This window comes from Mesorhizobium tianshanense (assembly GCF_007830515.1).
Classification (GTDB): domain Bacteria; phylum Pseudomonadota; class Alphaproteobacteria; order Rhizobiales; family Rhizobiaceae; genus Mesorhizobium; species Mesorhizobium tianshanense.
The window spans coordinates 134564-159382 of record NZ_VLKT01000005.1 but is presented as its reverse complement, the minus strand read 5'-3'; the positions used below and the strand labels follow the sequence as shown (position 1 = coordinate 159382).

25 protein-coding genes are annotated in these 24819 nt (G+C 63.1%); 21 read left to right on the top strand and 4 right to left on the bottom strand.

Annotated elements, in window-relative coordinates; all coding sequences use genetic code 11:
- The first annotated feature begins 212 nt into the window (after positions 1 to 212).
- The 4 genes from IQ26_RS05745 (at position 213) to IQ26_RS05730 (ending at position 4131) form a co-directional block, all read left to right on the top strand.
- Entirely contained in the window at positions 213 to 746 is a 534-nt protein-coding gene (locus IQ26_RS05745; RefSeq protein WP_145714754.1) for a MarR family winged helix-turn-helix transcriptional regulator, read from the top strand.
- On the top strand, positions 733 to 1452 hold the full coding sequence (locus tag IQ26_RS05740) for a response regulator (RefSeq protein ID WP_145714750.1): 720 nt from the start codon (positions 733 to 735) through the stop codon (positions 1450 to 1452). The genes IQ26_RS05745 and IQ26_RS05740 overlap by 14 nt, the downstream gene beginning before the upstream one ends.
- 52 nt (positions 1453 to 1504) lie before the next feature.
- Entirely contained in the window at positions 1505 to 2917 is a 1413-nt protein-coding gene (locus tag IQ26_RS05735) for an ATP-binding protein (protein WP_145714748.1), read from the top strand.
- 191 nt (positions 2918 to 3108) lie between these two features.
- Positions 3109 to 4131, top strand: a complete 1023-nt coding sequence (locus tag IQ26_RS05730; RefSeq protein WP_145714746.1) for a glycosyltransferase family 4 protein — start codon at positions 3109 to 3111, stop codon at positions 4129 to 4131.
- Between the two features lie 9 nt (positions 4132 to 4140).
- Here the strand turns inward: IQ26_RS05730 and IQ26_RS05725 are convergent, their stop codons facing one another.
- The 3 genes from IQ26_RS05725 to IQ26_RS05715 all read right to left on the bottom strand — a co-directional run bounded on the left by IQ26_RS05725 (position 4141) and on the right by IQ26_RS05715 (position 5714).
- Positions 4141 to 4500, bottom strand: a complete 360-nt coding sequence (locus IQ26_RS05725) for a tRNA-binding protein (RefSeq protein ID WP_008877676.1) — start codon at positions 4498 to 4500, stop codon at positions 4141 to 4143.
- 18 nt (positions 4501 to 4518) lie between these two features.
- Entirely contained in the window at positions 4519 to 5019 is a 501-nt protein-coding gene (locus IQ26_RS05720; protein WP_126034371.1) for a type III secretion system chaperone family protein, read from the bottom strand.
- Between the two features lie 392 nt (positions 5020 to 5411).
- Complete coding sequence (locus IQ26_RS05715) at positions 5412 to 5714, bottom strand: accessory factor UbiK family protein (protein WP_145714837.1); 303 nt, start codon at positions 5712 to 5714, stop codon at positions 5412 to 5414.
- 131 nt (positions 5715 to 5845) lie between these two features.
- On the opposite strand from IQ26_RS05715, the gene lgt reads away from it, so the two are divergent.
- From lgt to IQ26_RS05685, 6 genes are all read left to right on the top strand, one after another.
- On the top strand, positions 5846 to 6721 hold the full coding sequence (lgt, locus tag IQ26_RS05710) for a prolipoprotein diacylglyceryl transferase (RefSeq protein WP_145714744.1): 876 nt from the start codon (positions 5846 to 5848) through the stop codon (positions 6719 to 6721).
- A 72-nt stretch (positions 6722 to 6793) separates the two neighbouring features.
- Positions 6794 to 7882, top strand: a complete 1089-nt coding sequence (locus tag IQ26_RS05705) for a class I SAM-dependent methyltransferase (protein WP_145714742.1) — start codon at positions 6794 to 6796, stop codon at positions 7880 to 7882.
- A gap of 98 nt (positions 7883 to 7980) precedes the next feature.
- On the top strand, positions 7981 to 8775 hold the full coding sequence (gene pgeF, locus IQ26_RS05700) for a peptidoglycan editing factor PgeF (protein WP_145714740.1): 795 nt from the start codon (positions 7981 to 7983) through the stop codon (positions 8773 to 8775).
- Positions 8775 to 9926: a M24 family metallopeptidase gene (locus IQ26_RS05695; protein WP_145714738.1), complete on the top strand. Its 1152-nt coding sequence runs from the start codon at positions 8775 to 8777 to the stop codon at positions 9924 to 9926. Before pgeF ends, IQ26_RS05695 begins: the two co-directional genes overlap by 1 nt.
- Before the next feature lie 53 nt (positions 9927 to 9979).
- The gene (locus IQ26_RS05690) at positions 9980 to 10606 is read left to right on the top strand and encodes a hypothetical protein (protein WP_145714737.1); all 627 of its coding nucleotides are present in this window, start codon (positions 9980 to 9982) and stop codon (positions 10604 to 10606) included.
- A 166-nt stretch (positions 10607 to 10772) separates the two neighbouring features.
- Entirely contained in the window at positions 10773 to 11708 is a 936-nt protein-coding gene (locus IQ26_RS05685; RefSeq protein ID WP_006202540.1) for a ribose-phosphate pyrophosphokinase, read from the top strand.
- An 11-nt stretch (positions 11709 to 11719) separates the two neighbouring features.
- Here IQ26_RS05685 and IQ26_RS05680 read toward each other — a convergent pair whose 3' ends face one another.
- On the bottom strand, positions 11720 to 12568 hold the full coding sequence (locus IQ26_RS05680) for an AraC family transcriptional regulator (RefSeq protein ID WP_145714734.1): 849 nt from the start codon (positions 12566 to 12568) through the stop codon (positions 11720 to 11722).
- A 112-nt stretch (positions 12569 to 12680) separates the two neighbouring features.
- On the opposite strand from IQ26_RS05680, the gene IQ26_RS05675 reads away from it, so the two are divergent.
- From IQ26_RS05675 to IQ26_RS05625, 11 genes are all read left to right on the top strand, one after another.
- Entirely contained in the window at positions 12681 to 13925 is a 1245-nt protein-coding gene (locus IQ26_RS05675) for an MFS transporter (protein WP_162457869.1), read from the top strand.
- Between the two features lie 387 nt (positions 13926 to 14312).
- The gene (locus tag IQ26_RS05670; RefSeq protein WP_240547016.1) at positions 14313 to 15497 is read left to right on the top strand and encodes an efflux RND transporter periplasmic adaptor subunit; all 1185 of its coding nucleotides are present in this window, start codon (positions 14313 to 14315) and stop codon (positions 15495 to 15497) included.
- A 16-nt stretch (positions 15498 to 15513) separates the two neighbouring features.
- Positions 15514 to 16224, top strand: a complete 711-nt coding sequence (locus IQ26_RS05665) for an ABC transporter ATP-binding protein (protein ID WP_145714833.1) — start codon at positions 15514 to 15516, stop codon at positions 16222 to 16224.
- The gene (locus tag IQ26_RS05660) at positions 16214 to 17416 is read left to right on the top strand and encodes an ABC transporter permease (protein WP_145714730.1); all 1203 of its coding nucleotides are present in this window, start codon (positions 16214 to 16216) and stop codon (positions 17414 to 17416) included. Before IQ26_RS05665 ends, IQ26_RS05660 begins: the two co-directional genes overlap by 11 nt.
- Before the next feature lie 214 nt (positions 17417 to 17630).
- Positions 17631 to 19499 (top strand): ABC transporter ATP-binding protein/permease, encoded by a 1869-nt coding sequence (locus IQ26_RS05655; RefSeq protein WP_145714728.1) that lies wholly within the window; start codon positions 17631 to 17633, stop codon positions 19497 to 19499.
- 423 nt (positions 19500 to 19922) lie between these two features.
- Complete coding sequence (locus IQ26_RS05650) at positions 19923 to 20567, top strand: 50S ribosomal protein L25/general stress protein Ctc (protein ID WP_145714726.1); 645 nt, start codon at positions 19923 to 19925, stop codon at positions 20565 to 20567.
- Between the two features lie 23 nt (positions 20568 to 20590).
- Positions 20591 to 21322 (top strand): aminoacyl-tRNA hydrolase, encoded by a 732-nt coding sequence (gene pth, locus IQ26_RS05645; protein ID WP_145714724.1) that lies wholly within the window; start codon positions 20591 to 20593, stop codon positions 21320 to 21322.
- Positions 21323 to 21419: 97 nt separating this feature from the next.
- Positions 21420 to 22523: a redox-regulated ATPase YchF gene (gene ychF / locus IQ26_RS05640; protein WP_145714722.1), complete on the top strand. Its 1104-nt coding sequence runs from the start codon at positions 21420 to 21422 to the stop codon at positions 22521 to 22523.
- 224 nt (positions 22524 to 22747) lie between these two features.
- Positions 22748 to 23722: a magnesium/cobalt transporter CorA gene (corA, locus tag IQ26_RS05635; protein ID WP_145714720.1), complete on the top strand. Its 975-nt coding sequence runs from the start codon at positions 22748 to 22750 to the stop codon at positions 23720 to 23722.
- A gap of 135 nt (positions 23723 to 23857) precedes the next feature.
- Positions 23858 to 24328 carry a MaoC family dehydratase gene (locus IQ26_RS05630; protein WP_145714718.1) on the top strand — a complete coding sequence of 157 codons (471 nt, stop codon included), beginning with the start codon at positions 23858 to 23860 and terminating at the stop codon, positions 24326 to 24328.
- Positions 24325 to 24795: a MaoC family dehydratase gene (locus tag IQ26_RS05625; protein ID WP_145714716.1), complete on the top strand. Its 471-nt coding sequence runs from the start codon at positions 24325 to 24327 to the stop codon at positions 24793 to 24795. The genes IQ26_RS05630 and IQ26_RS05625 overlap by 4 nt, the downstream gene beginning before the upstream one ends.
- Positions 24796 to 24819 lie beyond the last annotated feature (24 nt).

Here is a 24819-nt window from a genome sequence, read left to right as displayed (position 1 = left end):
TGTCAGCCGCACCGGGCGGCCCGTTTCTCAAAGCGTAGCGTATCTCGAAGCGTAGGCGGATATTAAAGGTCTGGCAAACACAGGAAGTTCCGGAAAAACGGCCTTCCCTTGCCTTTTCGTTCGCAATCCGTCGAAAAGCTTGCCAAAAATTACCATCGGCGGAAAATTACGTCAATAGTGCTGACATAATTTCGCTTTCGCACGGAGAAAAGATGACGGATCGCAGCCACCCAGCCGGAAAACCGATCAGGACGGCGATCTCCGACGAGGATGGCATCGACTTTGCCATCATCGAGTTGTTCTTCTTCGCCTATCGCGATTTCACCTCAGATCCGGACCAGATCCTGTCCGATTATGGCTTCGGCCGCGCCCATCACCGGGTTCTGCATTTCGTCAATCGCAGGCCGGGCCTGACGGTAGCCGAACTCCTCGACGTGCTGAAGATCACCAAGCAGAGCCTGGCGCGCGTGCTCAAGCAACTGATCGACACCGACCATGTCGTCCAGTTGCAGGGTCCGCGCGACCGCCGCCAGCGCGAACTCTATCCGACGGCCAAGGGCCGCGCCCTGGCCTTGGCGCTGGCACGGCCACAGTCGCGCCGCATCCATGCTGCATTGGAAGATTCCGGAGCAACCGAACGCGCCTTGATCGAACGTTTCCTGGAAGCGATGGTCAATCCGGAACTAAGGGCGCAGATCGACACAGTGCCCACAAAAATGTCAGGGAAAAGCCATGGAGACCATTGAAAGGGTTGATCGACCGGCAGCACCGGACGACGATGCGCCGCATCTGCTGGTGATCGATGACGATACCCGTATCCGCAATCTTCTCAAACAATATCTGACCGAAAACGGCTTTCGCGTCACCGTTGCCGGAAATTCCGGCGAAGCGCGGCGCAAGCTCGCTGGCCTCGATTTCGATCTGCTCGTGCTCGATATCATGATGCCGGGCGAAACTGGCGTAGACCTAGCCAAGGCGCTGCGGGTAAGCAAGAACGTGCCAATCCTGATGCTCACCGCGCTTTCCGAAACCGACAGCCGGATCACCGGGCTCGAGGCCGGCGCCGACGACTATCTGCCGAAGCCTTTCGATCCCCGCGAATTGATCCTGCGCATCAACAACATCCTGCGCCGCGGCGGTCCGGCAACGACGCCCAAGGTCGAGCAGCTGGTCTTCGGCCCTTACACGTTCCAGATTGCCAGGCGGGAGCTCAAGCGCGGCGGCGAGGCTCTGAAGCTGACCGACCGCGAGCAGGAGATCCTGGCAATCTTCGCGGCGCGGGCCGGCGAGACGATACCGCGCCATGAACTTGTCGGCGACGAGTCCGACGTCGGCGAGCGCACCATCGACGTCCAGATCAACAGGCTGCGCCGCAAGATCGAACGCGATCCGTCCAATCCGGTCTGGCTGCAGACCGTGCGCGGTATTGGGTATCGGCTCAGCGTGGAATAGACTGCCGCCCGCGGCCCCTTGTTGAGTGGCTGCAGATGAGCAAGAAGGGCGAATGGCGACCACGCAACTGGAACGGCCGGGAGATCGCGGCTTCAGCGCTCGCGCCACGCGGACGCTGAAGGCCGTGCCGCGTGCCTGGAAACGGTTCTGGCGCCTCGTTTCGCTGTACATGCCGAAGCGGCTCTATGCCCGCTCGCTGATCATCGTCATCGCACCGATGATCCTGCTGCAATCGGTCCTCGCCTTTGTCTTCATGGAACGCCACTGGCAGACCGTGACGCAGCGCCTGTCGCAGGCCACGGTCCGCGACATCGCCGCGATCGTCGACCTGGTGGAAACCTATCCGAACGACGCCGACTACGCCAACGTCATCCGCATCGCGCAGGATCGCATGCAGCTGAAGATCGACCTGCTGCCGCCCGAGCCGCTGCCGCCGCCCGGACCAAAGCCGTTCTTCTCGATCCTCGACGAGATCCTCTCGTCCGAGATCACCCATCAGATCAACCGTCCGTTCTGGATCGATACGGTCGGCAATTCCAATATCATCGAGGTTCGCATCCAGCTCGAGGGCAAGGTGCTGCGCGCCTTCGTGCGCCGCAGCCAGGCCTATGCCTCGAACACGCATATTTTCCTGATCTGGATGGTCGGCACCTCGCTGGTGCTGCTGATGATCGCCATCCCATTCCTGCGCAACCAGATCCGGCCGATCCTGACGCTGGCCGAGGCCGCCGAAAGTTTCGGCAAGGGCCGGCCGATGCCGCGCGATTTCCGTCCGCGCGGCGCCGACGAGGTTCGCCGCGCCGGCTTTGCCTTCATCCAGATGCGCGAACGCATCGAACGCCAGCTCGAGCAGCGCACCGCCATGCTGACGGGCGTCAGTCACGATTTGGGAACCATCCTCACCCGCTTCAAGCTGCAGCTTGCGCTGACCGGGACCAAGGCCGACACCGAGGCGCTCGGCCAGGACATCGACGACATGCAGTCTATGCTGGAAGGTTATCTCGCCTTTGCCCGCGGCGAAGCGGCGGAAGACGCCGGCCGTTTCAATCTTGAAGCCTATTTCGAAAAGCTCGGCGAGGAGGCCACGCTGCGCAAGCGCAAGCTGTCGACTGCGCTCACCGGCGATCCACATGTGCATGTGCGGCCCCACGCCTTCGCCCGGCTGCTGTCCAATATCGTCGGCAATTCCTTCCGTTACGCCAAGGCGGTTGAGATCAACGCCAACCATGGCCGCGGCACGCTGCTCGTCACCATCGACGACGACGGTCCGGGCATTCCGCCCGAAAAGCGCGAGGGCGTGTTCAAGCCTTTCGTGCGGCTTGACGAGGCCCGCAACCTCGACGCCAGCGGCACCGGCCTTGGCCTTTCCATCGCACGCGACATCGCCCGCAGCCATGGCGGCGACATCATGCTGGACAAGAGCCCGCTCGGCGGCTTGCGCGCCGTCATCAAGGTTCCGGCCTGATTAGAGCGACGTGCGTCCAATTGGACGCACAAAGTGCGCTCTAACACTTTGAACCTACGCATCGGCCTGCGCCTTCATCGGCCCGTCATGAAACCATGCTGAAGAGCGCGCATGAAGCGCGCGATCCTGATTGATTCGGCCTTGCGGCCTCGCATCAAGGAAACCGACGACCTTTCAAGCAAAGAGCTGCTATGCGCATCCTGATGGTCACCGACGCCTGGCGCCCGCAAGTCAATGGCGTCGTCCATACGCTGGAACGGCTTTCGGAAACCCTGAAATCCTTCGACGTCGAGACGGATTTCCTGACGCCGAGCATCTTTCGCACCTTGCCCCTGCCGACCTACCCGGACATCCGGCTGGCGCTGACGACGCCAGGCCATGTCGCGCGCCTTGTCGCGGCGCGCAACGCCGATCATATCCATATCGTCACCGAAGGCCCGCTCGGCATCATGGCGCGGCGCTACTGCCGCAAGGCGGGCCGGCCGTTCACGACAAGCTATCACACGCGTTTTCCGGAATATCTGAGCGCGCGGCTGCCTATACCGGAAGCCTGGACCTATCGCTGGCTTCGCGATTTCCACAATTCCGGACAAGGCACGCTGGTCGCCACCCAGTCGCTGGCGGACGATCTGTCGGCGCGCGGCTTCACCAAGCTCAGGCCATGGACGCGCGGCGTCGACACCGACCATTTCCGGCCTGACAAGCGGAAGGATCTGGGGCTCAAGGGACCGATCTTCCTCTGCGTCGGCCGCGTCGCGATCGAAAAGAACCTGATCGCCTTCCTCGACCTCGATTTGCCTGGCAGCAAGGTGATCGTCGGCGAGGGGCCGGAGTTGGCCAAGCTCAAGGCCAGATACCCCGATGCCCATTTCCTTGGCCACCGCCCGAATAACGAACTGGCCGAAATCTACGCCTCGGCCGATGCCTTCGTCTTCCCCAGCCGCACCGACACGTTCGGCAATGTCATCATCGAGGCGCTGGCCAGCGGTACGCCGGTCGCGGCCTATCCGGTGACCGGACCGATCGACATTGTCGGCGACGGCGTTGGCGGGGCGGTGTCCAACGATTTGCGTGAGGCCGCGCTTGCCGCGCTCCATGTCGACCGGGCCGAGGCGCGCGAACGGGCGATGCGTTACAGTTGGAAAGCCTGCGCGGAAATGTTCCTGGAGACGGTTGAAGAGGCGCTGGGCACCACACGAAAGCTGGCGGCCTGAGGAGTCCTGTTAAAACAGGCGGCCGCCGTCGGGGACCCTGCGTTCGATTGCGCCGAGGACGACGGCGCCCTCCTCGTCGGGAAAGCCAAGTGTCAGCACTTCCGACATGAACGGTCCGATCTGCCGCGGGGGGAAATTGACCACCGCGAATACCTGCCGGCCGATCAGCGTCTCGGGCGCATAGTATTTGGTGATCTGCGCCGACGATTTCTTCACCCCGATGTCAGCGCCGAAATCGATCTTCAGCTTGAATGCCGGCTTCCGCGCCTCGGGAAAGGGCTCGGCCTCGACGATCGTGCCGGCGCGGATATCGACACGGTCGAAATCGGCGAAACTGATCTCGGGCTTGCGCTGGCTGCTCGAACTCATTGAGGGTCAGGACCTGGCTCAGGCGTTTCCGTAAGTCTCGAACAGGACGCCGGCCAGCGCGTCCTTGGCCGAGGTTCCCGACCAGACGACGAACTGGAACGCTTGGAAATAGCATTCGCAGGCCTCCAGCGCCGACGACAGCAGCACCTCGACCTGCTGGCTCGACGGCTCGACCCCACCGGCGAGCAGCAGCGACTGGCGGAACATGATCGCACCTTCCTGCTCCCAGAGGTCGAAATGGCCGAACAGCATCTGTTCGTTGATCAGGGAAAGCAGCCGCATCACTTCGAGAGCGCGCCCCTCCGGCACCTTGATGTCGAAAGCGCAGGCCAGATGCAGCGCCTCGAAATCCTCCATCCAGGAAAATGAGACATGGTAGTCGGTCCAGCTTCCGGCAACCGAAATCGAAATCTCATCGTCGCCGGCCCGTTCGAAGGACCAGTCGTTGTTGTGGGCTACTTGCTCGATAACATCCACCGGATGGATTTCGCGCGAGAATTCGAGTTCGAGAAGTTCCATGGAATGCTTCCTGTCGTTCCTTCGCATCGGCCCGATGCGAACGTTCAAAGTTCTAGAGCGTACTTTGTGCGTCCAAGTGGACGCACGTCGCTCTAGTGAGCGCCACACGCTCCGTGGGGCACACACGACGAACAATCTTGTCTAGAACTCGGACGGCCGGGACTTCGTCAACGCAAAGACCCCAGACCGGACCCCACCGCCCGGCGCATGACCCCTGCTCCGAATCATGCAACAAATTCAGTCTATTGATCGGGAGTCGCGTGACCAGCCAAATTTTTCGCGCTGCGTCATTCGCATGTGGAAAGCCGCGACCACAATGATTCATGCAATGCCGGTAAGCGATTCACGACAAAGCGCTTTTTGCGATTGTGCTTTGTGGAAAAGTTTAACGATTATTTTTTTGATCTGGGCTTTGCCGCGGCCGCGGGTGCGACCTGCCCGGCCAATTCGGCGAGCTTCGCCTCGAGTGCCTCGATGCGCGCAGCGAGACGGGCATTTTCTTCCCTGGCCTTCACAGCCATGTCGCGGGCGGCCTCAAATTCTTCGCGCTGCACCAGGTCCATCGAGTTGAGAACGCGCTCGGCCTGCCCCTTGAAGGCGGTTTCCACTTCGCGCCGCACCCCTTGCGCGGCACCCGCGGCGTCGGTCATCAGCTTGGCGAATTCATCGAGAATGCGGTTCGGTCCGGTCGACATGGCAAATCCTCGCTTGGTCGATTTGACGTAGTGGCGCGCGACGCGGAATGCAAGCATCCACGTCGCCTTGACCCCGCCAAAACCCTGCCGCATGGTCCGCGCCCGAACGCGATCGCAACCGGGAGATCCTGTTGAGCGAATACCTTATGCTGCCGCTGGCCGCCCTGCCCTTCCCCAACATCGACCCGGTCATCGTCCAGATCGGGCCGCTGGCGGTGCATTGGTATGGCGTCGGCTACATCGTCGGCATTCTCTTCGCCTGGTGGTATGCCAAGCGGCTCGTCACCAACACAAAACTCTGGCCCGACGGCACCTTGCCGATGAAGCCCGAGGATCTCGACGACTTCATCGTCTGGGCCGCCATCGGCGTGGTGCTTGGCGGGCGCACCGGCTACGTGCTGTTTTACGACCTGCAGCGCTACATCGCCCACCCGCTCGACATTCTTGCCGTCTGGCAGGGCGGCATGTCGTTCCATGGCGGGCTGCTCGGCGTCATTCTCGCCATGACGTTGTTTTCCTGGTCCCGCGGCATCCGCACATGGTCGCTGTTCGACGTGGTGGCGGCCGGCGTGCCGGTGGGGCTCGGCCTCGTCCGCATGGCGAATTTCATCAACTCCGAACTCTGGGGCAGGCCGACGGACGTGCCATGGGCAGTCGAGTTCCCCAATGGCGGCCCATTTGCGCGCCATCCGAGCCAGGTCTACGAGGCGCTGCTCGAAGGCCTGGTGCTGTTCCTGGTGCTGCGCTTCCTCACCCATTCCAGGCTCAAGCTGAAGACGCCGCGCTTTGTCGGCGGCGCCTTCATCGCCGGTTACGGCCTCTCGCGCATCTTCGTCGAATTCTTCCGCGAACCCGATCAGCAACTCGGCTACCTCCTCGGCACCGGCTGGCTGACGATGGGCATGGTGCTGTCGCTGCCGATGCTGCTGGCCGGCATCTGGGCGATGGCGACGGCTACCGCATCGGCCCAAAAATCGGAATCGATTTTGGGAAAGCACGATGTGTAAAATCAAAGGGCAAGGGCGTATTTTGCAAATGGACGCGCGTCGCCCTGGCCCGGTGACGCAATCGCAGCCGGTATGACGCGGCTGAAAACCCGCATCGTCGAGCTGATCGGTGCGGCGGGGCCGATCCCCGTCAACCAATACATGGCGCTTTGCCTGTTCGATCCGCAGGACGGCTACTATACGACGCGCGAGCCGTTCGGGGCTGCCGGCGACTTCGTCACCGCGCCGGAGATCAGCCAGATGTTCGGCGAACTGGTCGCCGTCTGGCTTTACGAAGCCTGGCTGGCGACCGGCCGGCCGATGCCGGTCACCGTCGCCGAGATCGGCCCCGGCCGCGGCACGCTGATGAAGGACATGCTGCGCACGCTTTCGCGGCTCGATCCGGCGCTCACCGCCGGCGCATCCTTCGCCATGATCGAGACCAGCCCGCGGCTGGCAGATGTCCAGAAGCAAACGCTTGCCGCCACGCAGGCAACGATCGGCTGGCACGAAAGCATCGACACGCTGCCGCAGACCCCGCTTTTCATCGTCGGCAACGAATTGTTCGACGCGGTGCCCATCCGCCAGTTCGTCCGCGCCGGAACAGGCTGGCGCGAACGGATGATCGGCCTCGACGGCACGGACGAATTGCGCTTCTTCGCCGGTGCCGGCTCGGTCGATCCGACGCTGCTGCCAGACGATGCCGAAAACGCGCCACAGGGCGCGATCGTCGAGGTCGCACCGGCCCGAGCCGCGCTGATGGCGACCATCACTGAGCGCATATCCAGTCGTGGCGGCACCGGGCTATTCCTCGACTATGGCCATCTCCAGCTAGGGGTCGGCGACACGTTGCAGGCCCTGCGCAAGCACGATCACGAAGACGTGCTGGCCAATCCGGGCGAAGCCGATCTCACCGCCCATGTCGATTTCGCCGCCCTTGCCACGATTGTGCGGGCGCATGGCCTCGATGCCCATCTCTCCACGCAAGGTGAATTCCTTGTGGGAATGGGGCTTCTCGAACGCGCCGGCCAGCTCGGCGCCAATGCCAATGAGGCGACCCGCGAAAAGATTGCGGGCGAGGTCGAACGCCTCGCCGGCCCGCAGGCCATGGGCGACCTCTTCAAGGTGCTCGCCGTCCTGCCTGCCGGCATCGCCGTTCAGCCCTTTGCAACGGCGGATTGACTTTTCGCTGCCGCCTCTCCCACTCTCCCGGCTTTCGACTGTAGCCGATCTTTGGACTGTAGCTTGACGAAATCGCCCACACGGACAACAACGCCGCCATGCTGAATCAGACCAAACCGGATCCCGTTCGGTCGCCCTTGCTGGAAAAGGCGCGGGCGAGAGGCATTCGCCACGGCTATTTCACCCGCATCGGCGGCGTCTCCAGCGGCATCTACCAGGGACTCAACATCGGCACCGGCTCGAGCGACGACCAGACGCAGGTAGCCGAGAACCGCCGCCGCGTCGCCGACTGGATGGGCGTACCTTCAAGCCATCTCTTGACCGCCCATCAGATCCATTCGCCCGACGTCGTCATCGCCAGGGAGCCTTTTTTCGGCGAGCGGCCGAAGGCCGACGCCATCGTCACCGACCGGCCGGGCATCGCCGTCGGCGCCTCGACCGCCGATTGCGGACCGGTCCTGTTCGCCGATGCCGAGGCGCGCGTCATCGGCGCTGCCCATGCCGGCTGGAAGGGCGCCTTGTCGGGCGTGCTGGAAAACACCATTGCGGCGATGGAAGGCCTCGGTGCCCGGCGCGAGCGCATCGTTGCTGTTCTCGGTCCTTCCATCGGCCCCGAAAACTACGAAGTCGGGCCGGAATTCGTCGCCCGCTTCGTCGAGGCCGGTGCCGACAACATCCGCTATTTCGCGCCTGCCGCGAAGTGGGGACATGCAATGTTCGACCTCAACCTCTATACGGTCGATCGGCTGACCCGGGCGGGCGTGACCGCCGGCGGGCTCGGCCGCTGCACCTACGCCGAGGAGGATCTGTTCTATTCCTACCGGCGCACCGTGCATCGCAAGGAGCCGGATTACGGACGGCAGATTTCGGCAATCGTTTTGGAGACGGAATAATGGCGCTGCATTTCGAACGGTCGGAATTTGACGCGCGGCGCGATCGGCTGATGATCGAGATCGCCGAGAAGAAGCTCGATGCCGTCCTGCTGTTTGCGCAGGAGAGCATGTACTGGCTGACCGGCTACGATACGTTCGGCTTCTGCTTCTTCCAGTGCCTGGTGGTGAAGGCAGACGGTTCGATGATCCTGCTCACGCGCTCGGCCGATCTGCGCCAGGCGCGCCACACCTCGATCATCGACAACATCCTGCTGTGGACCGATCGCGACGGCGCCAATCCGGCGATCGACCTGCGCAATTTGCTCAACGACCTCGACCTGCTCGGCGCCCGCATCGGCGTCGAATACGACACCCACGGCCTGACCGCCTACAATGGCCGGCGCCTGGACGAGCAATTGCAGACCTTTGGCCAGATCGCCGACGCTTCCGGCATCATCAACCGGCTGCGCCTGTTCAAGAGCCCGGCCGAGATCGCCAAGGCGGAAAAGGCCGCGAACCTCGCCGACGACGCGCTGGACGCGGCCCTGCCGCTGATCAAGCAGGGTGGCGACGAAGCCTTGATCCTTGCCGCCATGCAGGGCGCGATCTTTGCCGGCGGCGGCGACTATCCGGCCAACGAGTTCATCATCGGCTCGGGAGCGGACGCACTGCTTTGCCGTTACAAGGCCGGGCGCCGCAAGCTGACCAAGAACGACCAGTTGACGCTCGAATGGGCCGGCGTCTTCCATCACTACCATGCGGCGATGATGCGTACCGTGCTGACCGGCAAGGTGTCGAAACGTCACCAGGAACTGTTCGATGCCGCGCGCGCCGCACTTCTGGCCGTCGAAAAGGCGATGACGCCCGGAAATACCTTCGGCGACGTGTTCGACGCGCATGCCCGCACGCTCGAGGCGCACAACCTGACCAAGCACAGGCTCAATGCCTGCGGCTATTCGCTTGGCGCCCGCTTCACCCCGTCATGGATGGACATGCCGATGTTCTATCAGGGCAATCCCGAACCCATTGCGCCAAACATGACGCTGTTCGCCCATATGATCATCATGGACTCCGAAACCGAGACCGCGATGACGCTTGGCCGCACCTATCTGACGACCGAGTCGCAGCCGAAGCCGCTGTCCCGCCATGATCTCGACTTGATCGTGCGATGAATCCATAATGGCAAGAATGCAAGGGGCGTTCATCGCCAGGGAGTTTTGAGGCAATGAGGCGATCGCATGTGACGACCGTGTCACTGCTCGCGGCGCTGACGCTGGCCGCCTGCACCAGTGCGAAGGACGTTCTCGAACCCTCGGCCATCGCCCCGCAGTCGACACAGGCCGTGCCCGCGGCCGGGACCGGTACGACGGCAACGACCACTCCACCTGCAACGACCGCCCAGCCTTCCGCAACGGCACAGCCTTCCGCGACGGCACAACCTTCCGCCCCAGCGCAGCCCGCAAAGAGCGCCGCCGTCATCGCACGGACCCGCCTGATGGTGGCGCCGATCGTCGGCGCCTCGGTGGAAGCCGCGACACCGCTGACCGCGGAACTTCAGACGCGGGCCAAGCAGCGCGGCATCACCTTGGCCGGCAGCGCCGGCCAGACCCCCACGCACGTGCTGAAAGGCTATTTCTCGACGATGTCGGAAGGCAAGGACACCACCGTCATCTATGTCTGGGACGTCTATGACCCGGCAGGCAACCGGCTGCATCGCATCAACGGTCAGCAGAAGGCGCCCTCGGCCAATGGTGGCGAAGGCTGGGCGGCGGTCGCGCCGGAGACCATGCAGACGATCGCCGACCAGACGATCGACCAGTTCGCCACATGGCTAGGCGGTCAAGCGGGCTGACTGGCGAGCTGACATGTTGCCGGCTTCCCTCGCCGAAAACGTTTATTGAGATTAGCCGGCGGATTCCCGATCACGACGCTTGCAATACCGGCACGGGCCGCTAAAAGCCCGACTGAGAGGCTCAAGAGAGTCTGTCAGAGTCTCCATACTTCACCAGGAACGGTGCATGAAGCTCTTCGCGGGCAATTCCAACAGGGTGCTGGCCGAAGCGGTCGCCCGCTATCTCAACATCCCGCTGGGCAAAGCCAGCGTCAGGCGCTTCGCCGATCAGGAAATCTTCGTCGAGATCCAGGAGAATGTGCGTGGCGAGGATGTCTTCATCCTGCAGTCCACATCGTTCCCGACCAACGATCACCTGATGGAACTGCTCATCATGATCGATGCCTTCATGCGCTCGTCGGCCAAGCGCATCACGGCGGTCATTCCCTATTTCGGCTATGCCAGGCAAGACCGCCGCGCCTCAGGCCGCACGCCGATCTCGGCCAAGCTGGTCGCCAACATGATCACGCGGGCGGGTGTCGACCGCGTATTGACGCTGGATCTCCACGCCGGCCAGATCCAGGGTTTTTTCGACATCCCGACCGACAATCTGTTTTCCGTGCCGGTCATGGCCCGCGACGTGAAGGCAAAATACAAGCAGCTTGCCAATGTCGTCGTCGTATCGCCCGACATCGGCGGCGTGGTGCGGGCCCGCGCGCTCGCCAAGCGCTTCGATGCGCAACTCGCCATCGTCGACAAGCGCCGCGAGCGCCCCGGCGAATCGGAAGTCATGAACATCATCGGCGCGGTCGCCGGCAAGGACTGCCTGTTGATCGACGACATCGTCGATTCGGGCGGCACGCTGTGCAACGCCGCCGATGCCCTGCTTGCCAACGGTGCCACCAGCGTCACCGCCTATATCACCCATGGTGTGTTGTCGGGCGGCGCAGTTGCCCGCATCAGCGGCTCGAAGCTGCAGGAACTGGTCATCACCGATTCCATCCAGCCGACGCAAGGCGTGCTCGACGCCCCCAACATTCGCGTCATCTCCATCGCCGACCTGATGGGCGAGGCGATCTCGCGCACCGCGACCGAGGAATCGGTGTCGAGCCTGTTCGACTGAAATCTGCCGCGCTACCCGTTCGACACCCTGAAGTTGTCCCTTGACCCGCGCATATAGCCGCGCGGCGAGGTTCCCAACATGCGCCTGAACATGGTGGTGAAGGCCGGCACGCTGTCATAGCCGAGGTCGAGCGCCACCCTTGTGATGGGCTCGCCATCCGCCAGCCTCGGCAACGCCGCGAACAGGCAGGCCTGCTGACGCCATGTCGACAGCGACAATCCGGTCTGGCGATGAAAGGCGCGGGTGAAGGAGCGGCGGCTCATGCCGACGATATCGGCCCACTCGTCGATCGTCGCATGCGGCGAGGGTGCCGCGACGAAGCGCCGGCAAAGTGCTGCCAGCCTGGGGTCGGATGGGAAAGGCAACCCGAGCGGCTGCTCGGGCAGGCTAGGTATCTCGTGCAGCAAAAGGCCGAGCACCAGCCCCGTCCGCCCGGTCGGCCGCGGTTCGGCCGGCAGCGTCACCGCCTCGATGATCAGGCTGCGCATCAGGTCCGTCATGCCGACCACGCGCAGCCTTGTGGGCAGGCCCTCTATCGCATCGGGCGTGACATAGACCGAGCGCATGCTGACATTGCCCAGCATTTCGACCGAATGTTCGATGCCCGCCGGTATCCACATGGCATGGTCGGGCGGCACCATCCAGCGGCCTTGCTGCGTCGTCACCAGCACGACGCCGCGCAGCGCGTGCAGCAGTTGGCTGCGGCTGTGATGATGGTTGGGCACGTTGTAGCCGTCCGGATATTCCGACGGCAGCGCCACGATCGGGCCGCTGGTCCCCTCCAGCCAGGCCAGCCGCTCGCGGTGCAATCGGCCGAGATCGCCGGGCGGCGCCTCCAGAAATGATATCAATTCTGCCATGGTCGTGGCCCACTTGCGAAACTATTGGACCAAACCACGAAAGAAGTCGCTTCGCAACGGGATTATAAGCGCTCCCGCGGCATCGCCTGCCAAAAAGACCACGGAGCCTGCCTTGACCGATACCACAGCGACAACGCCCGCCGCGCCGGCCAGCCACGCCTCGGCGCAGGCGACGGCCTTCACCGTCATTCTGGCGGTGAGCTTCTGCCATTGTGTCAACGACATCATGCAGTCGCTGCTGTCGGCCATCTATCCGCTGCTGAAGGACAATTACGGTCTCGATTTCTGGCAGATCGGCCTTTTGACCTTCACCTTCCAGGTCACGGCGTCATTGCTGCAGCCGCTGATCGGCATGGTCACCGACAAGCGCCCGATGCCCTATTCGCTGCCCTACGGCATGGCCTCCTCGTTGATCGGCCTGATCGTGCTGGCCTATGCGGGACACTATTGGCTGCTGCTGATCGGCGCCTCGCTGATCGGCATCGGCTCGGCGATCTTCCATCCGGAATCCTCGCGCATCGCCCGCTTCGCCTCGGGCGGCAGATTCGGCCTGGCGCAATCGCTGTTCCAGGTCGGCGGCAATCTCGGCCAGGCCATCGGGCCGCTGCTGGCTGCCTTCATCGTCGTGCCGTTCGGCCAGGCCAGCATTGCGTGGTTCGCCGTCGGCTCGCTGATCGGCATTATCGTGCTGTGGCGGGTCGGCGGCTGGTACAGCCGCCTGCGCGCCTCGCTCGCTAACCGCAAGGCGGCGGGCTTCATCTCGCCCTTCCCGCGCCGCAGGGTGATCGGCGCGCTGGCGGTGCTGACCTTGCTGGTGCTGAGCAAGAACGCCTACATAGCCAGCCTCGCCAGCTACTACACCTTCTACGCCATCGATAAATTCGGCGTGTCGGTGCAGATGTCGCAGGTCATGTTGTTCCTGTTCCTTGGCGCCTCGGCGCTGGGCATCCTGCTCGGCGGCCCGTTCGGCGACCGCTACGGACAGAAGGCGATGATCTGGCTCTCGATCGTCGGCGTGCTGCCCTTTACGCTGGTCCTGCCCTACGCCAATCTCGAATGGACGATGATCCTGACGGTGCTGATCGGCCTGATCCTGTCCTCGGCCTTCTCCAACATCGTCGTCTTCGCGCAGGAACTGGTGCCCGGCCGCGTCGGCATGATCGCCGGCATCTTCTTCGGCTTCGCCTTCGGCATGGGCGGCATCGCCGCCGCCGTGCTCGGCGTCATCGCCGACATGAAAGGCATCGACTTCGTCTTTCAGGTCTGCTCGTATTTGCCGCTGCTCGGCCTGCTGACGGTGTTCCTGCCGAACATGCGGGAAGCGAGGAAGCTCGAGGCCGGGACCACGATCGGCTGAAGTCCCAGTTGGACTTCGGCTTTTGACCTTCGTGGCGACACCGTCGAAGGTTCTGAAATTCATGGGGCTTTGCGAACGACGTCACCATCGCCGCCCGCTCGCCTGCCTGACCAGCCTCCAATTGAGTTCCCTCCACACCTCACACTTCGCGAAACAAAGCATCCCAGACGCGTGCCCCTGCCCAAGTCGATTCCCAATTGATTCACGTCAAGGCCTGGCCACGAGTGAACAGGCATTGCTCACCTCCGCACCAACGCTTGTGAGGCAAGCATGCCAACCCAGGAACCCAGTCGGTCCCAGCCACCAACGCTTCGGGTCGTTCCAGAGGCGGTGCCAGCGCCTTCGCTACAGCAAATCCTGGGCGATGCCGCGCCTCGGAAAAAGGGCATGTCCAGCCGCATTCGGCGTTGGCTGATCACCGCAACTGCGGTCTTGGCCGTCGGGCTGTTGGGCTGGCTGTATCTCGGGCAAGGCAATGCCTATACCTACACGACGCAGAAGGCCACCACGGGCGACCTCACCGTCATCGTGACGGCGACCGGCTCGATGCAGCCGATCACGGAGGTCGACGTTTCGAGCGAGATCTCCGGGATCATCCGCAGGGTCAATGTGGACTATAACAGCATCGTCCATCGCGGCGAGGTGCTCGCCGAACTCGACACGGACACGCTCAAGGCAAGCGTCGCCAGCGCCCGGGCAAAACTGGCCGTCGCCAAGGCCAACGCCGCGAAGGCCAAGGTGGCGGCCAATGCGGCCGTGACCACCTACGAGCGCCAGTCGGCGCTCTTCAACCGGGGCATCATGTCCACACAGGCTCTCGAGGACACGCGCCTGACCATGGATGCCAATGCGGCTGCTCTCCAAGCCGCCGAAGCGGAGGTGCTGGTGGCGGAGGCGGATTTGCAGATGGCGGAAACCAATCTGGCCCGGGCGACGATCGCTTCACCGATTGACGGCATCGTGCTGACACGCAGTATCGACGAAGGCTCCACCGTGGCTGCGTCGCTTCAGGCGCCGGTGTTGTTTTCGATCGCCGGCGACCTCAAGCAGATGGAGGTTCAAGTCGATGTCGACGAGGCCGACATCGGCAGCGTTGCGGTGGGCCAGAGCGCGAGCTTTACGGTAGACGCTTATCCCAACCGCTCGTTTCCTGCCGAAATCACCGACATCCGCGTCGTCTCCGAGACGGTCAACGACGTGGTCACCTACAAAGCGCTCCTGAAGGTGGACAATGCCGAACTCCTTCTTCGTCCGGGGATGACGGCAACGGCAGACATCGTGGTCAAAACCATCAAGTCGGCTTTGCTCGTACCGAATACGGCGCTGCGCTATTCACCGCCGGAGGAAAGCATCAGCAGCGGCATCCTCGGCTTGTTCAGGCCTCCCCGCATGAAAGCCGTGACCACCGCGGAACTCCCCGGTGGAGCGCGAGCCCTTTGGGTGATGCGCGACAAGGTTCCGACCGAGGTGACGGTCCAAGTTGGCGCTACCGACGGGCAGAATACCGAGCTGATGTCCGGCGACATCGCCGAGAGTGACGACCTCGTGGTCGACGCTGTCGCCGCAGAGTGAGACGATGGCGGTGGACATCTCTTCCCATCCGCTAATCGAATTCCGCACCGTGACTAAGGTCTATGGCAGCGGAGAAGCCGAAGTCCGCGCATTGGCGGGGGTGGACCTTCTGGTCGAGCGCGGCGCTTTCGTTGCAATCATGGGGCCGTCGGGCTCCGGCAAGTCGACGGCCATGAACATCATGGGCTGCCTCGACGTTCCAAGCTCGGGCGAATACCTCTTCCAGGGCGTTCCAACCAGAGAGCTCGACCAGGACGAGCGGGCTCTGCTGCGTCGTCACATGCTTGGGTTCGTCTTCCAGGGCTTCAATCTGCTGGCGCGTACGACAGCGATCGAGAATGTTGCGCTGCCGCTGATTTATCGCGGCATGCCCGAGGACGAGCGGCGGCGCCGCTCTCTGCATGCGCTGGAGCAGGTGGGATTGGCGGATCGCGCCCAGCATACGCCGGCGAAACTGTCGGGAGGGCAGCAGCAACGCGTCGCGATCGCCCGCGCCATTGTGACCAGCCCCATCGTGCTGCTCGCCGACGAGCCGACAGGGAACCTCGATACCAGCATCAGCCGGGAGATCATGAACATCATCACGCGCCTGAATCGCGACGAGGGCCTCACCGTGATCATGGTCACGCACGAGGAAGATATTGCTGCTTATGCCCGGCGGGTCATTCGCTTCGTCGATGGCAAAATCGAATCTGACCGCCAGCAGGAGCCGGCCGGTGTTCTCTGAAACGCTGAAACTTGCAGCACAGGCGATCCTGCGCAATCCGATGCGGTCATCGCTGACGGTGCTCGGCATTGTGATCGGCGTTGCGGCGGTCATTGCGATGGTGACCATCGGCAACGGAACGACGGCAAAGGTGACGGCGGAGCTGGGCAAGCTGGGGAGCAACATGCTCTTCGTCATGCCGGGACAGTTCGGGCCGGGGCGAGCCAGTACCCAGGCCAAATCCTTCACATCGAGGGACGTCAGCGTCGTTCGGAACCAGATCGCGGGAATCCGCGCCGTAGCGCCCGTTGCGCAGTCCTCTGCCACCATCATCTTCGGCGGCGAAAGCCGGTCGAGTTCAGTCGTCGGCACGACGGCCGACTATTTGATCGTCCGCAGTTGGCAGGTGGTCGCGGGCCGTGGCTTCCTTGAGGCGGAAGAGCGAGGCAGCGCGGTCTGCATGATCGGAGATACGATCAAGACGGAGTTGTTCGGCAGCACGGATGCGCTGGGACAGAGAATTCGGGTCGGCAAGATTTCTTGCGAGGTGATTGGTGTCCTCAGCAAGAAAGGACAATCTGGCATGGGCACCGACCAGGACGACACCGTGATCGTGCCGTTGCGCGCCTTCCAACGACGCATTGCCGGCAACAGTGACATCGGCACCATCATGGTGGCTGCGAGAGATGGCGTCTCGACCACCAAGGTTCAAGGCGACCTCGAACGCCTGATGCGGGAACGCCGCCGAATAACCGCGGGAGAAGACGACGATTTTTCGGTCAACGACATGACCCAGATCGCCGAAACGATGTCGGGAACCACCACGATTCTGACAGGTCTTCTCGGTGCCGTGGCGGCAGTCAGCCTGCTGGTCGGCGGTATCGGCATCATGAACATCATGCTGGTTTCGGTGACCGAGCGAACACGGGAGATTGGCATCCGCCTCGCCATCGGCGCCCTGGAACGCCAGGTTCTGACGCAGTTTCTCGTCGAGGCTACGGTCCTCGCATTGTTCGGAGGCATCGTCGGCATCTTGCTCGGCCTGGGGCTCGCCTATGCGGTGGGCGTCTATTTGGACGTGCCTTTCGTCACAAGTCCCGCGATCATCCTCGTCGCTTTCGCGTTTTCGGCCTTGATCGGCACCGGCTTCGGCTACTTTCCGGCGCGTCAGGCTGCCCGCCTGAATCCGATCGAGGCGCTGCGCCACGAGTAGCTTTGCCCAGTGTCGGATAACCCTCGCGGCGGTGACCACGTGTTGCGGACCCTTCGCCTCGTGGCATTTGACAAGTTCGCAGCGCGCGACCATGTCTGGGCAAAAGCGGTGCGGATAGGAATGTCCTGATCACAGGCAGCGACGTCGGGAGGGTGCCTTGCGCTGGCGGAGTCGTAGCCGGGAAAAACAGCCGCGGTCGAGGCCCGTTTCCTCGATGTGCAGCTTCTGGGGCCTGATGCGCGCCTATTGGCTCTCCGACAGATGGCAGGTGGCCTGGGGGCTGACGGCGATCATCGTCGTGCTCACCGCTTTATCGGCAATGGCCAGCGTCTGGTTCGCCGAAGCATCGGGCGAACTGGTCAATGCGATAGCCTTTCTCCACCATCCGCAAAACCCGACGACGCCGGCGTCCCTTCTGGCAAGCGCGGCGACCCTGGTCGCTATCGTGGTCCTCAAGGACGTCGGTTTCACCTCGGTCCGCCACTACTTCTCAACCACCCTGCACCGCAAATGGCGCGCCTGGCTCGACCGGCGCTTCAACGAAGCGCTGCTCGACGACAACCATACGCACTATCATCTGCAGCACGGCGCGGCGAAGGCCGACCCTTACGAAGCCTCGGTGCTGGACAATATCGACCAGCGCGTCCAGGAATCCATCAAGGGCATGACCGGCGGCGCCATCGGCCTCGCGATGGGCATCGCAGGCGTAGTCCTGTCGTTTGTCTTCGTCGGCCAGAAGGTCATCGCGACCTCAACCGAGGTCAGCGGGTTGGAGTTCCTCGGCAGCTATGGCAGCGCCTGCCTGACGGTCGTGGCAATCGCTGCCTATGTCCCCATCAACACCTTCGTCGCGGTGAAGCTGGGAGCGACGCTCCAGAGGCTGTCGAACAGGATGCAATGGGCCGAAGGCAGTTACCGCAGCGAACTGAACACGCTTCTTCACCGCAGTTTCCACATCGCCGCCGCGAGCGGGGAGAAAGCGCAGGGGGGCATCCACAGGCGGCGCTACTTCAATATCGACCGCACCTGGGCGAGCCTGAACAGGCTGACCGCGAGCTACATGGGCTTCGAGCTCGTCTACAATTTCTTCGGCTCGCGCATCGTCGCCTACGCGCCCGGCCTGCTTCCCTACGTCGAGAACAAGATCAGCCTGCAAGCCTATGTCACCGGCGCCGAACTGACCAATGCGCTCATCGGTGATTGTTCGTGGTTCATCCACGTCATGCCCGAGATTGCGACGCTGAAGGCGAACGCCCGTCGCGTAACCGACCTTGCACAGGCGATCGAGGACGTGCGGCACCCGCGCGAATTCTATGCCCGCACTGGCCACGCGGAGTTCCGCTACGCCAGGCAGGATCCGCAGTTCGGCGTGACGATCCAGAATCTGGAGCTGATGCATGCGGGTGACGACGAGCCCTTCGTCACGACAGGCAACCTGCACTTCAAGCGCGGCGAATGGACCCTGCTGGTCGGAGAATCGGGCAGCGGCAAGTCTTCGCTGTTCAAGGCGATCAACGGTTTGTGGCCCCACGGCCGCGGGACCATCGTCCTGCCTAGGAACGTGCGGACCTTGTATGCCGCGCAGGACGTCAAGCTGCCGCCGGTAACATTGAAGGAGTTGATATGCTTGCCCGACTCCGTCGAAGCTCACCCGGACGGCGAGGCCGCAACAGCGATGAGCAAGGCCGGCCTTGCCGATTTCGTCGGTGACCTTGCCGAGGAGGGCCGCGACGGACATAGCTGGGACCAACTCCTTTCCGGCGGTCAGAAGCAAAGGGTCGTCCTGGCGCGGATCCTCCTGCTGCGGCCGAGGCTGCTGTTCCTCGACGAACCGACCAGCGCACTGGACGGCGAGGCGACGGTTGCGTTTCATCAGGCCATCAAGGACGTTTGCCCAGACGCGACCGTGATCAGCATCATGCACGACGCCATGCCGCCGAAATCCGCGACCGGCGGCGAATTCTTCGATAGCATGCTTGCCATCGCCGACGGCGCCGTGACGAAGGGCCCACTGCCGGCCCTAAAAGGCCGTCCCGTCGGCCCCGCGCGCGTGAGGCCGCGCCCGGAGAGAACGGCCCGTTAGCCCAAGATGAATTTAGTTGGATCAATTTCTGGCCAGGATGAACCCAGGCGTCACTGGTGAGCCGGCCGTTCGGGCCGCCAGCATGTTCGAGGGCAGCGCCAGACATGCGTTTTCCCGATAAGACTAAGTCCGATTGCGTCGGGAGCTGACTTTCATCACCAGAAGGTGCGCCGCTGGCGCAAAGCCGAGATTCAGATAAGGCGCAACCACTACCGGCACGGCTTGCACCCCGCCCCGCCTTCCGCTATAGAGCCGCCACCCGCGTAGACACCCTTGGAGGCAACGCGGCGGAAGGCTGTCCGGCCTGCGTGATCCCAAAAAAGATTTTGGACCAGATCATGCATAGCCATGACGGCTTTCGACGTTTACGGCCCAGGCACCTGCCGGCCGCGAACGCTCCAGAACAACGCGAAAGGAAATGCCATGAGCCAAGCTTCTTACGAGCTCAAGGCCGAGGCGCGCGAACAGGTCGGTAAGGGGTCCGCCCGTGCAGTTCGCCGTAACGGTAAAGTGCCTGCAGTAATCTACGGTGACAAGCAGCCTCCCCTGGCGATTGCCCTCACCTACAAGGACATCTACTACAAGATCCATGGCGGCGGGTTCCTGACCACGATTGCCACGATCGATGTCGACGGCAAGAAGATCCAGGTCCTGCCCAAGGACTTCCAGCTCGACCCGGTCAAGGATTTCCCGGTCCATGTCGATTTCCTGCGCATCGGCAAGGACACCGAAGTCAATGTCGACGTGCCGGTCCACTTTGTCAACGAGGACAAGTCGCCCGGCATCAAGCGCGGCGGCGTGCTCAACATCGTGCGTCACGAGGTCGAGTTCCACTGCCCGGCCAATGCGATCCCAGAATTCATCACCGTCGATCTCACAGGCACCGATATCGGCGATTCGATCCACATCTCGGCGATCAAGCTGCCGGCCGGCGTCAAGCCGGTGATCTCCGACCGCGACTTCACCATCGCGACCATTGCCGGCTCCTCGGCGATGAAGCCGGAAACGGAAGAGGCGGTCGAAGCGGCCGAACCCGAAGCGGCTCCTGCCGACGAAGAAGAGAAGTAATCCCTTTCCGCCCGGAGGTGACGATGCTGCTGTTTGCAGGCCTCGGCAATCCGGGCGCGAAATACGCCAACAACCGGCACAATGTCGGCTTCATGGCGGCGGACGCGATCGCCCGCCGCCATTCCTTTTCGCCCTGGTCGAAGAAGTTCCAGGGCCTGATCGCCGAAGGTACGCTTGGCGGCGAAAAGATCGTCCTGATCAAGCCGCAGACCTTCATGAACAATTCCGGCCAGTCGGTCGGCGAAGCGCTGCGCTTCTACAAGCTCGATCCCTCGGCGCTCACCGTTTTCTATGACGAGATCGACCTCGCCGACGGCAAGGTCCGCGTGAAGACCGGCGGCGGCGCAGGCGGCCACAACGGCATCCGCTCGATCGACGGCCATGTCGGCAACGCTTACCGCCGCGTGCGCATCGGCGTCGGCCACCCCGGCGTCAAGGAATTCGTCCACCATCATGTGATTGGCGATTTCGCCAAGGCCGACCGCGAGTGGCTGGAGCCGCTGCTCGACGCCATCGGTGCTCATGCGGAAATGATCGTCAAGGGCGACGAATCCGGCTTCATGAACAAGCTCAGCCTCGCTGTTCAGGGCAAGACCGGTGCCGCGCCCGAGCCGGAAAAGTCCGCCCCGAAACAGCAAAGCCCAAAACAGCAGAGCCATATCCGTCAGGCGCGGCCGCAGCAGCCGGCAATCAAGCCGCCTGAAACCGGCCCGATGGCCGCCATGCTGAAGAAGCTGTTCGGCGGCAAGGATTGAGCCTCGCCACCGATCGGGGCTGGAGGGCTTGACGATCGTCGGCGCTTTCGCCCATAGCCCTCATCAAATTTCGATTTCCCGATAGGACCGGACAAAAATGGGTTTCAAATGCGGCATCGTCGGCTTGCCCAACGTCGGCAAGTCGACGCTTTTCAACGCGCTGACCAGGACGGCGGCGGCGCAGGCCGCCAACTATCCGTTCTGCACCATCGAACCGAACACCGGCGAGGTGGCGGTGCCCGACCCGCGCCTGCAGAAGATCGCGGCGATCGGCAAATCGAAAGAGATCATCCCGACCCGCATCTCCTTCGTCGACATCGCCGGCCTCGTGCGCGGCGCCTCGAAGGGCGAAGGGCTGGGCAACCAGTTCCTGGCCAACATCCGCGAGGTCGACGCCATCGTCCATGTGCTGCGCTGCTTCGAGGATGACGACATCACCCATGTCGAGGGCCGCATCGATCCCGTCGCCGACGCCGAGACCGTCGAGACCGAGCTGATGCTCGCCGACCTCGACAGCCTCGAGCGCCGCATCGTGCAGTTCCGCAAGCGCGCTTCCGGCAAGGACAAGGAGGCGATGACCGTGCTTCCCATGATGGAAGCCGCTCTCGAACTCCTGCAGGCCGGCAAGCCCGCCCGCATCCTGCTCAACGGCATCGCGCCTGAGGATCTGCGCATCCTGCAGGGGCTGAACCTGCTGACGTCGCACCCGGTGCTCTATGTCTGCAATGTCGCCGAGGCCGACGCCGCCACCGGCAACGCACACACCAAGGCGGTCGAACAGATGGCCGCCGCGCAAGGCGCCCGCACCGTGGTAATTTCCGCGGCGATCGAAGCCGAGGTCGCGCAGCTGAGCGACGACGAGGAAATGGAATTCCTCGCAACGCTGGGCCTCGAGGAACCCGGCCTGAACAAGGTGATCCGCGCCGGCTACGAGCTGCTGCAGCTCATCACCTATTTCACCGTCGGGCCGAAGGAGACACGCGCCTGGACCGTGCACAAGGGCGCCAAGGCGCCGCAGGCGGCGGGCGTCATCCACACCGATTTCGAGCGCGGCTTCATCCGCGCCCAGACCATCGCCTACAACGACTTCATCACGCTGGGCGGCGAAGTGGCGGCCAAGGAAGCCGGCAAGGCGCGCGACGAAGGCAAGGAGTATGTCGTCCAGGACGGCGACATCATGCTGTTCAAGTTCAACACCTGACCCGACCGACGGCGTGCCGGCAGCCATCATGGCCGCCGGCGCGATCACAGCCTCGTGCACGGCCGCACAGGCCCTCCCACGCGGCTTGACTGCCCGCAATGCCCGGTCTAAGGGGCGTCTGCACCGGGCTCGGGCTTTCGTCGAAGCGCCCGCCCCGCGCAATCCGAAACGACGCATCGCTACCGAACGCACCGCTCTTTGGCCACAGCAAGGGAGAACCGGCGATGATCAAGGCATTCGTCGTGGACAATGATCGCCTGCGCGTCGCCGACGATCTCTTGGCAAACAGCGACAAGGTCGTCTGGGCCGACCTTCTAAGCCCGACCAAGGAAGAGGAAACGGCCATCGAGACCTGGCTCGGTGTCGCCATTCCGACGCGCGAGGAAATGGAGGAGATCGAGATTTCGAGCCGCCTCTATATCGAGGACGGCGCCTATTTCATGACCGCCACGCTGCCGGCCCAGACCGAGGCCGACGATCCCCTGATGTCACCGGTCACCTTCGTGCTGGCCGGCAACAGGCTGATCACCGTGCGTTACCACGAACCGAAGGCCTTCAAGACCTTTCCGCTGCGCGCCGAGAAGGTGGCGACCGGCTGTACCAGCGGCGACACCATCCTGATCGGCCTGCTGGAGGCGATCGTCGACCGCCTCGCCGACATTCTGGAGCGCGCCGGCCGCGACATCGAGACGATCTCGCGCGACATCTTCGAGGCAAGCTCGACCAAGGCTTCCAAGCGCAACCGCGACTTCCAGGAATTGCTGAAGGCCATCGGCCGCAAGGAGGACATCGCCTCCTCGATCCGCGACAGCCTGATCTCGCTGCAGCGGCTCGCCGGCTTCCTCACCCACGCCTCGACCCAGACCAAGATGAGCAAGGACATCCGCGCCCGCATCAAGACCTTGTCGCGCGATGTGCTGTCGCTCGCCGACCACGCCACCTTCCTGTCGCAGAAGATCAACTTCCTGCTCGACGCGACGCTCGGCATGATCTCGATCGAGCAGAACGCCATCATCAAGATCTTTTCCGTCGCCGCCGTCATCTTCCTGCCGCCGACGCTGGTCGCTTCGATCTACGGCATGAATTTCGACATCATGCCCGAGCTCAAATGGCAGTTCGGCTACCCCTTCGCCATCGGCTTGATGATCCTGTCGGCGATCCTGCCCTTCTGGTATTTCCGCCGCCGCGGCTGGTTATAGAACCGTCGAACCTTCTGTTGTCCGTTCGGCGCGATGGCCTGGCGCACTAGAAATTACTTGACCAAATCCCGCCCCGCCTGCATCCGGGAACCCCGATCCGTCGCGATCGTACAACCTTGAACCGGATTCCAGACCATGACCGGAAAGACTTGGGCCTATGAGGACTTCGTCGAGGGCGTCTCGCTCGACCTCGGCACGAAGCTGGTGAGTGCGGCCGAGATCATCGAATTCGCCGGGGAATTCGATGCGCAGCCGATGCATCTCGACGAGGCTGCGGGCAAGGCCAGCATCCTTGGCGGGCTGGCGGCCTCGGGCTGGCACACCTGCGCGATATTCATGCGTATGCTATGCGACGCCTTCTTGCTCGATTCGACCTGCCAGGGCGCCCCTGGCGTCGATCAGGTCCGATGGAAGAAGCCGGTGCTGGCCGGCGACATCCTGAGCGGCAACACCACCGTCCTTGCCAAGCGCCTGTCCAGATCCAAGCCCCAGCTTGGCCTTGTCACCATGCGCAGCGAGCTTTTCAACCAGCGCGGCGAGAGCGTCTTCGATCTCGAGAACACCGTCATGTTCCTCGCGCGTGATGCCGCACAGGGCCTCTCATGACATTGGACGAGTTCTTCTGCATCGGTGTCACCGTCACGCTCGGTTCGCACACATTCGAATCCGAGGCGATCAAGGCCTTCGCCAGGAAATACGATCCGCAGATTTTCCATCTCGACGAAGAGGCGGCGAAGAAGAGCGTGTTCGGCGGTCTGTGCGCCTCGGGCTGGCACACCGCCGCCACCTGGATGAAATTGAACCTCGAGACCCGCATGGAGACCGAGGGCGCCCGGTGGACCGGCCCTGGTCCCTTGCCCGAATTCGGCCCCTCGCCCGGCTTCAGGAACCTCAAATGGCCGAAGCCCGTCTATGCCGGAGAGACGGTTACCTTCACCCGCACCGCGCTTGCCCACCGCCCCATAAGCTCGCGCCCGAGCTGGCGGCTGCTCACGCTTCGCTCGGAGGCCTTCGATTCGACCAGCGACAAGGTCATCGAGTTCGAAAGCGCCGTGCTGGTGAAAGTGGGGTAAGGCGCTTTTTTCCTTCTCCCCCTG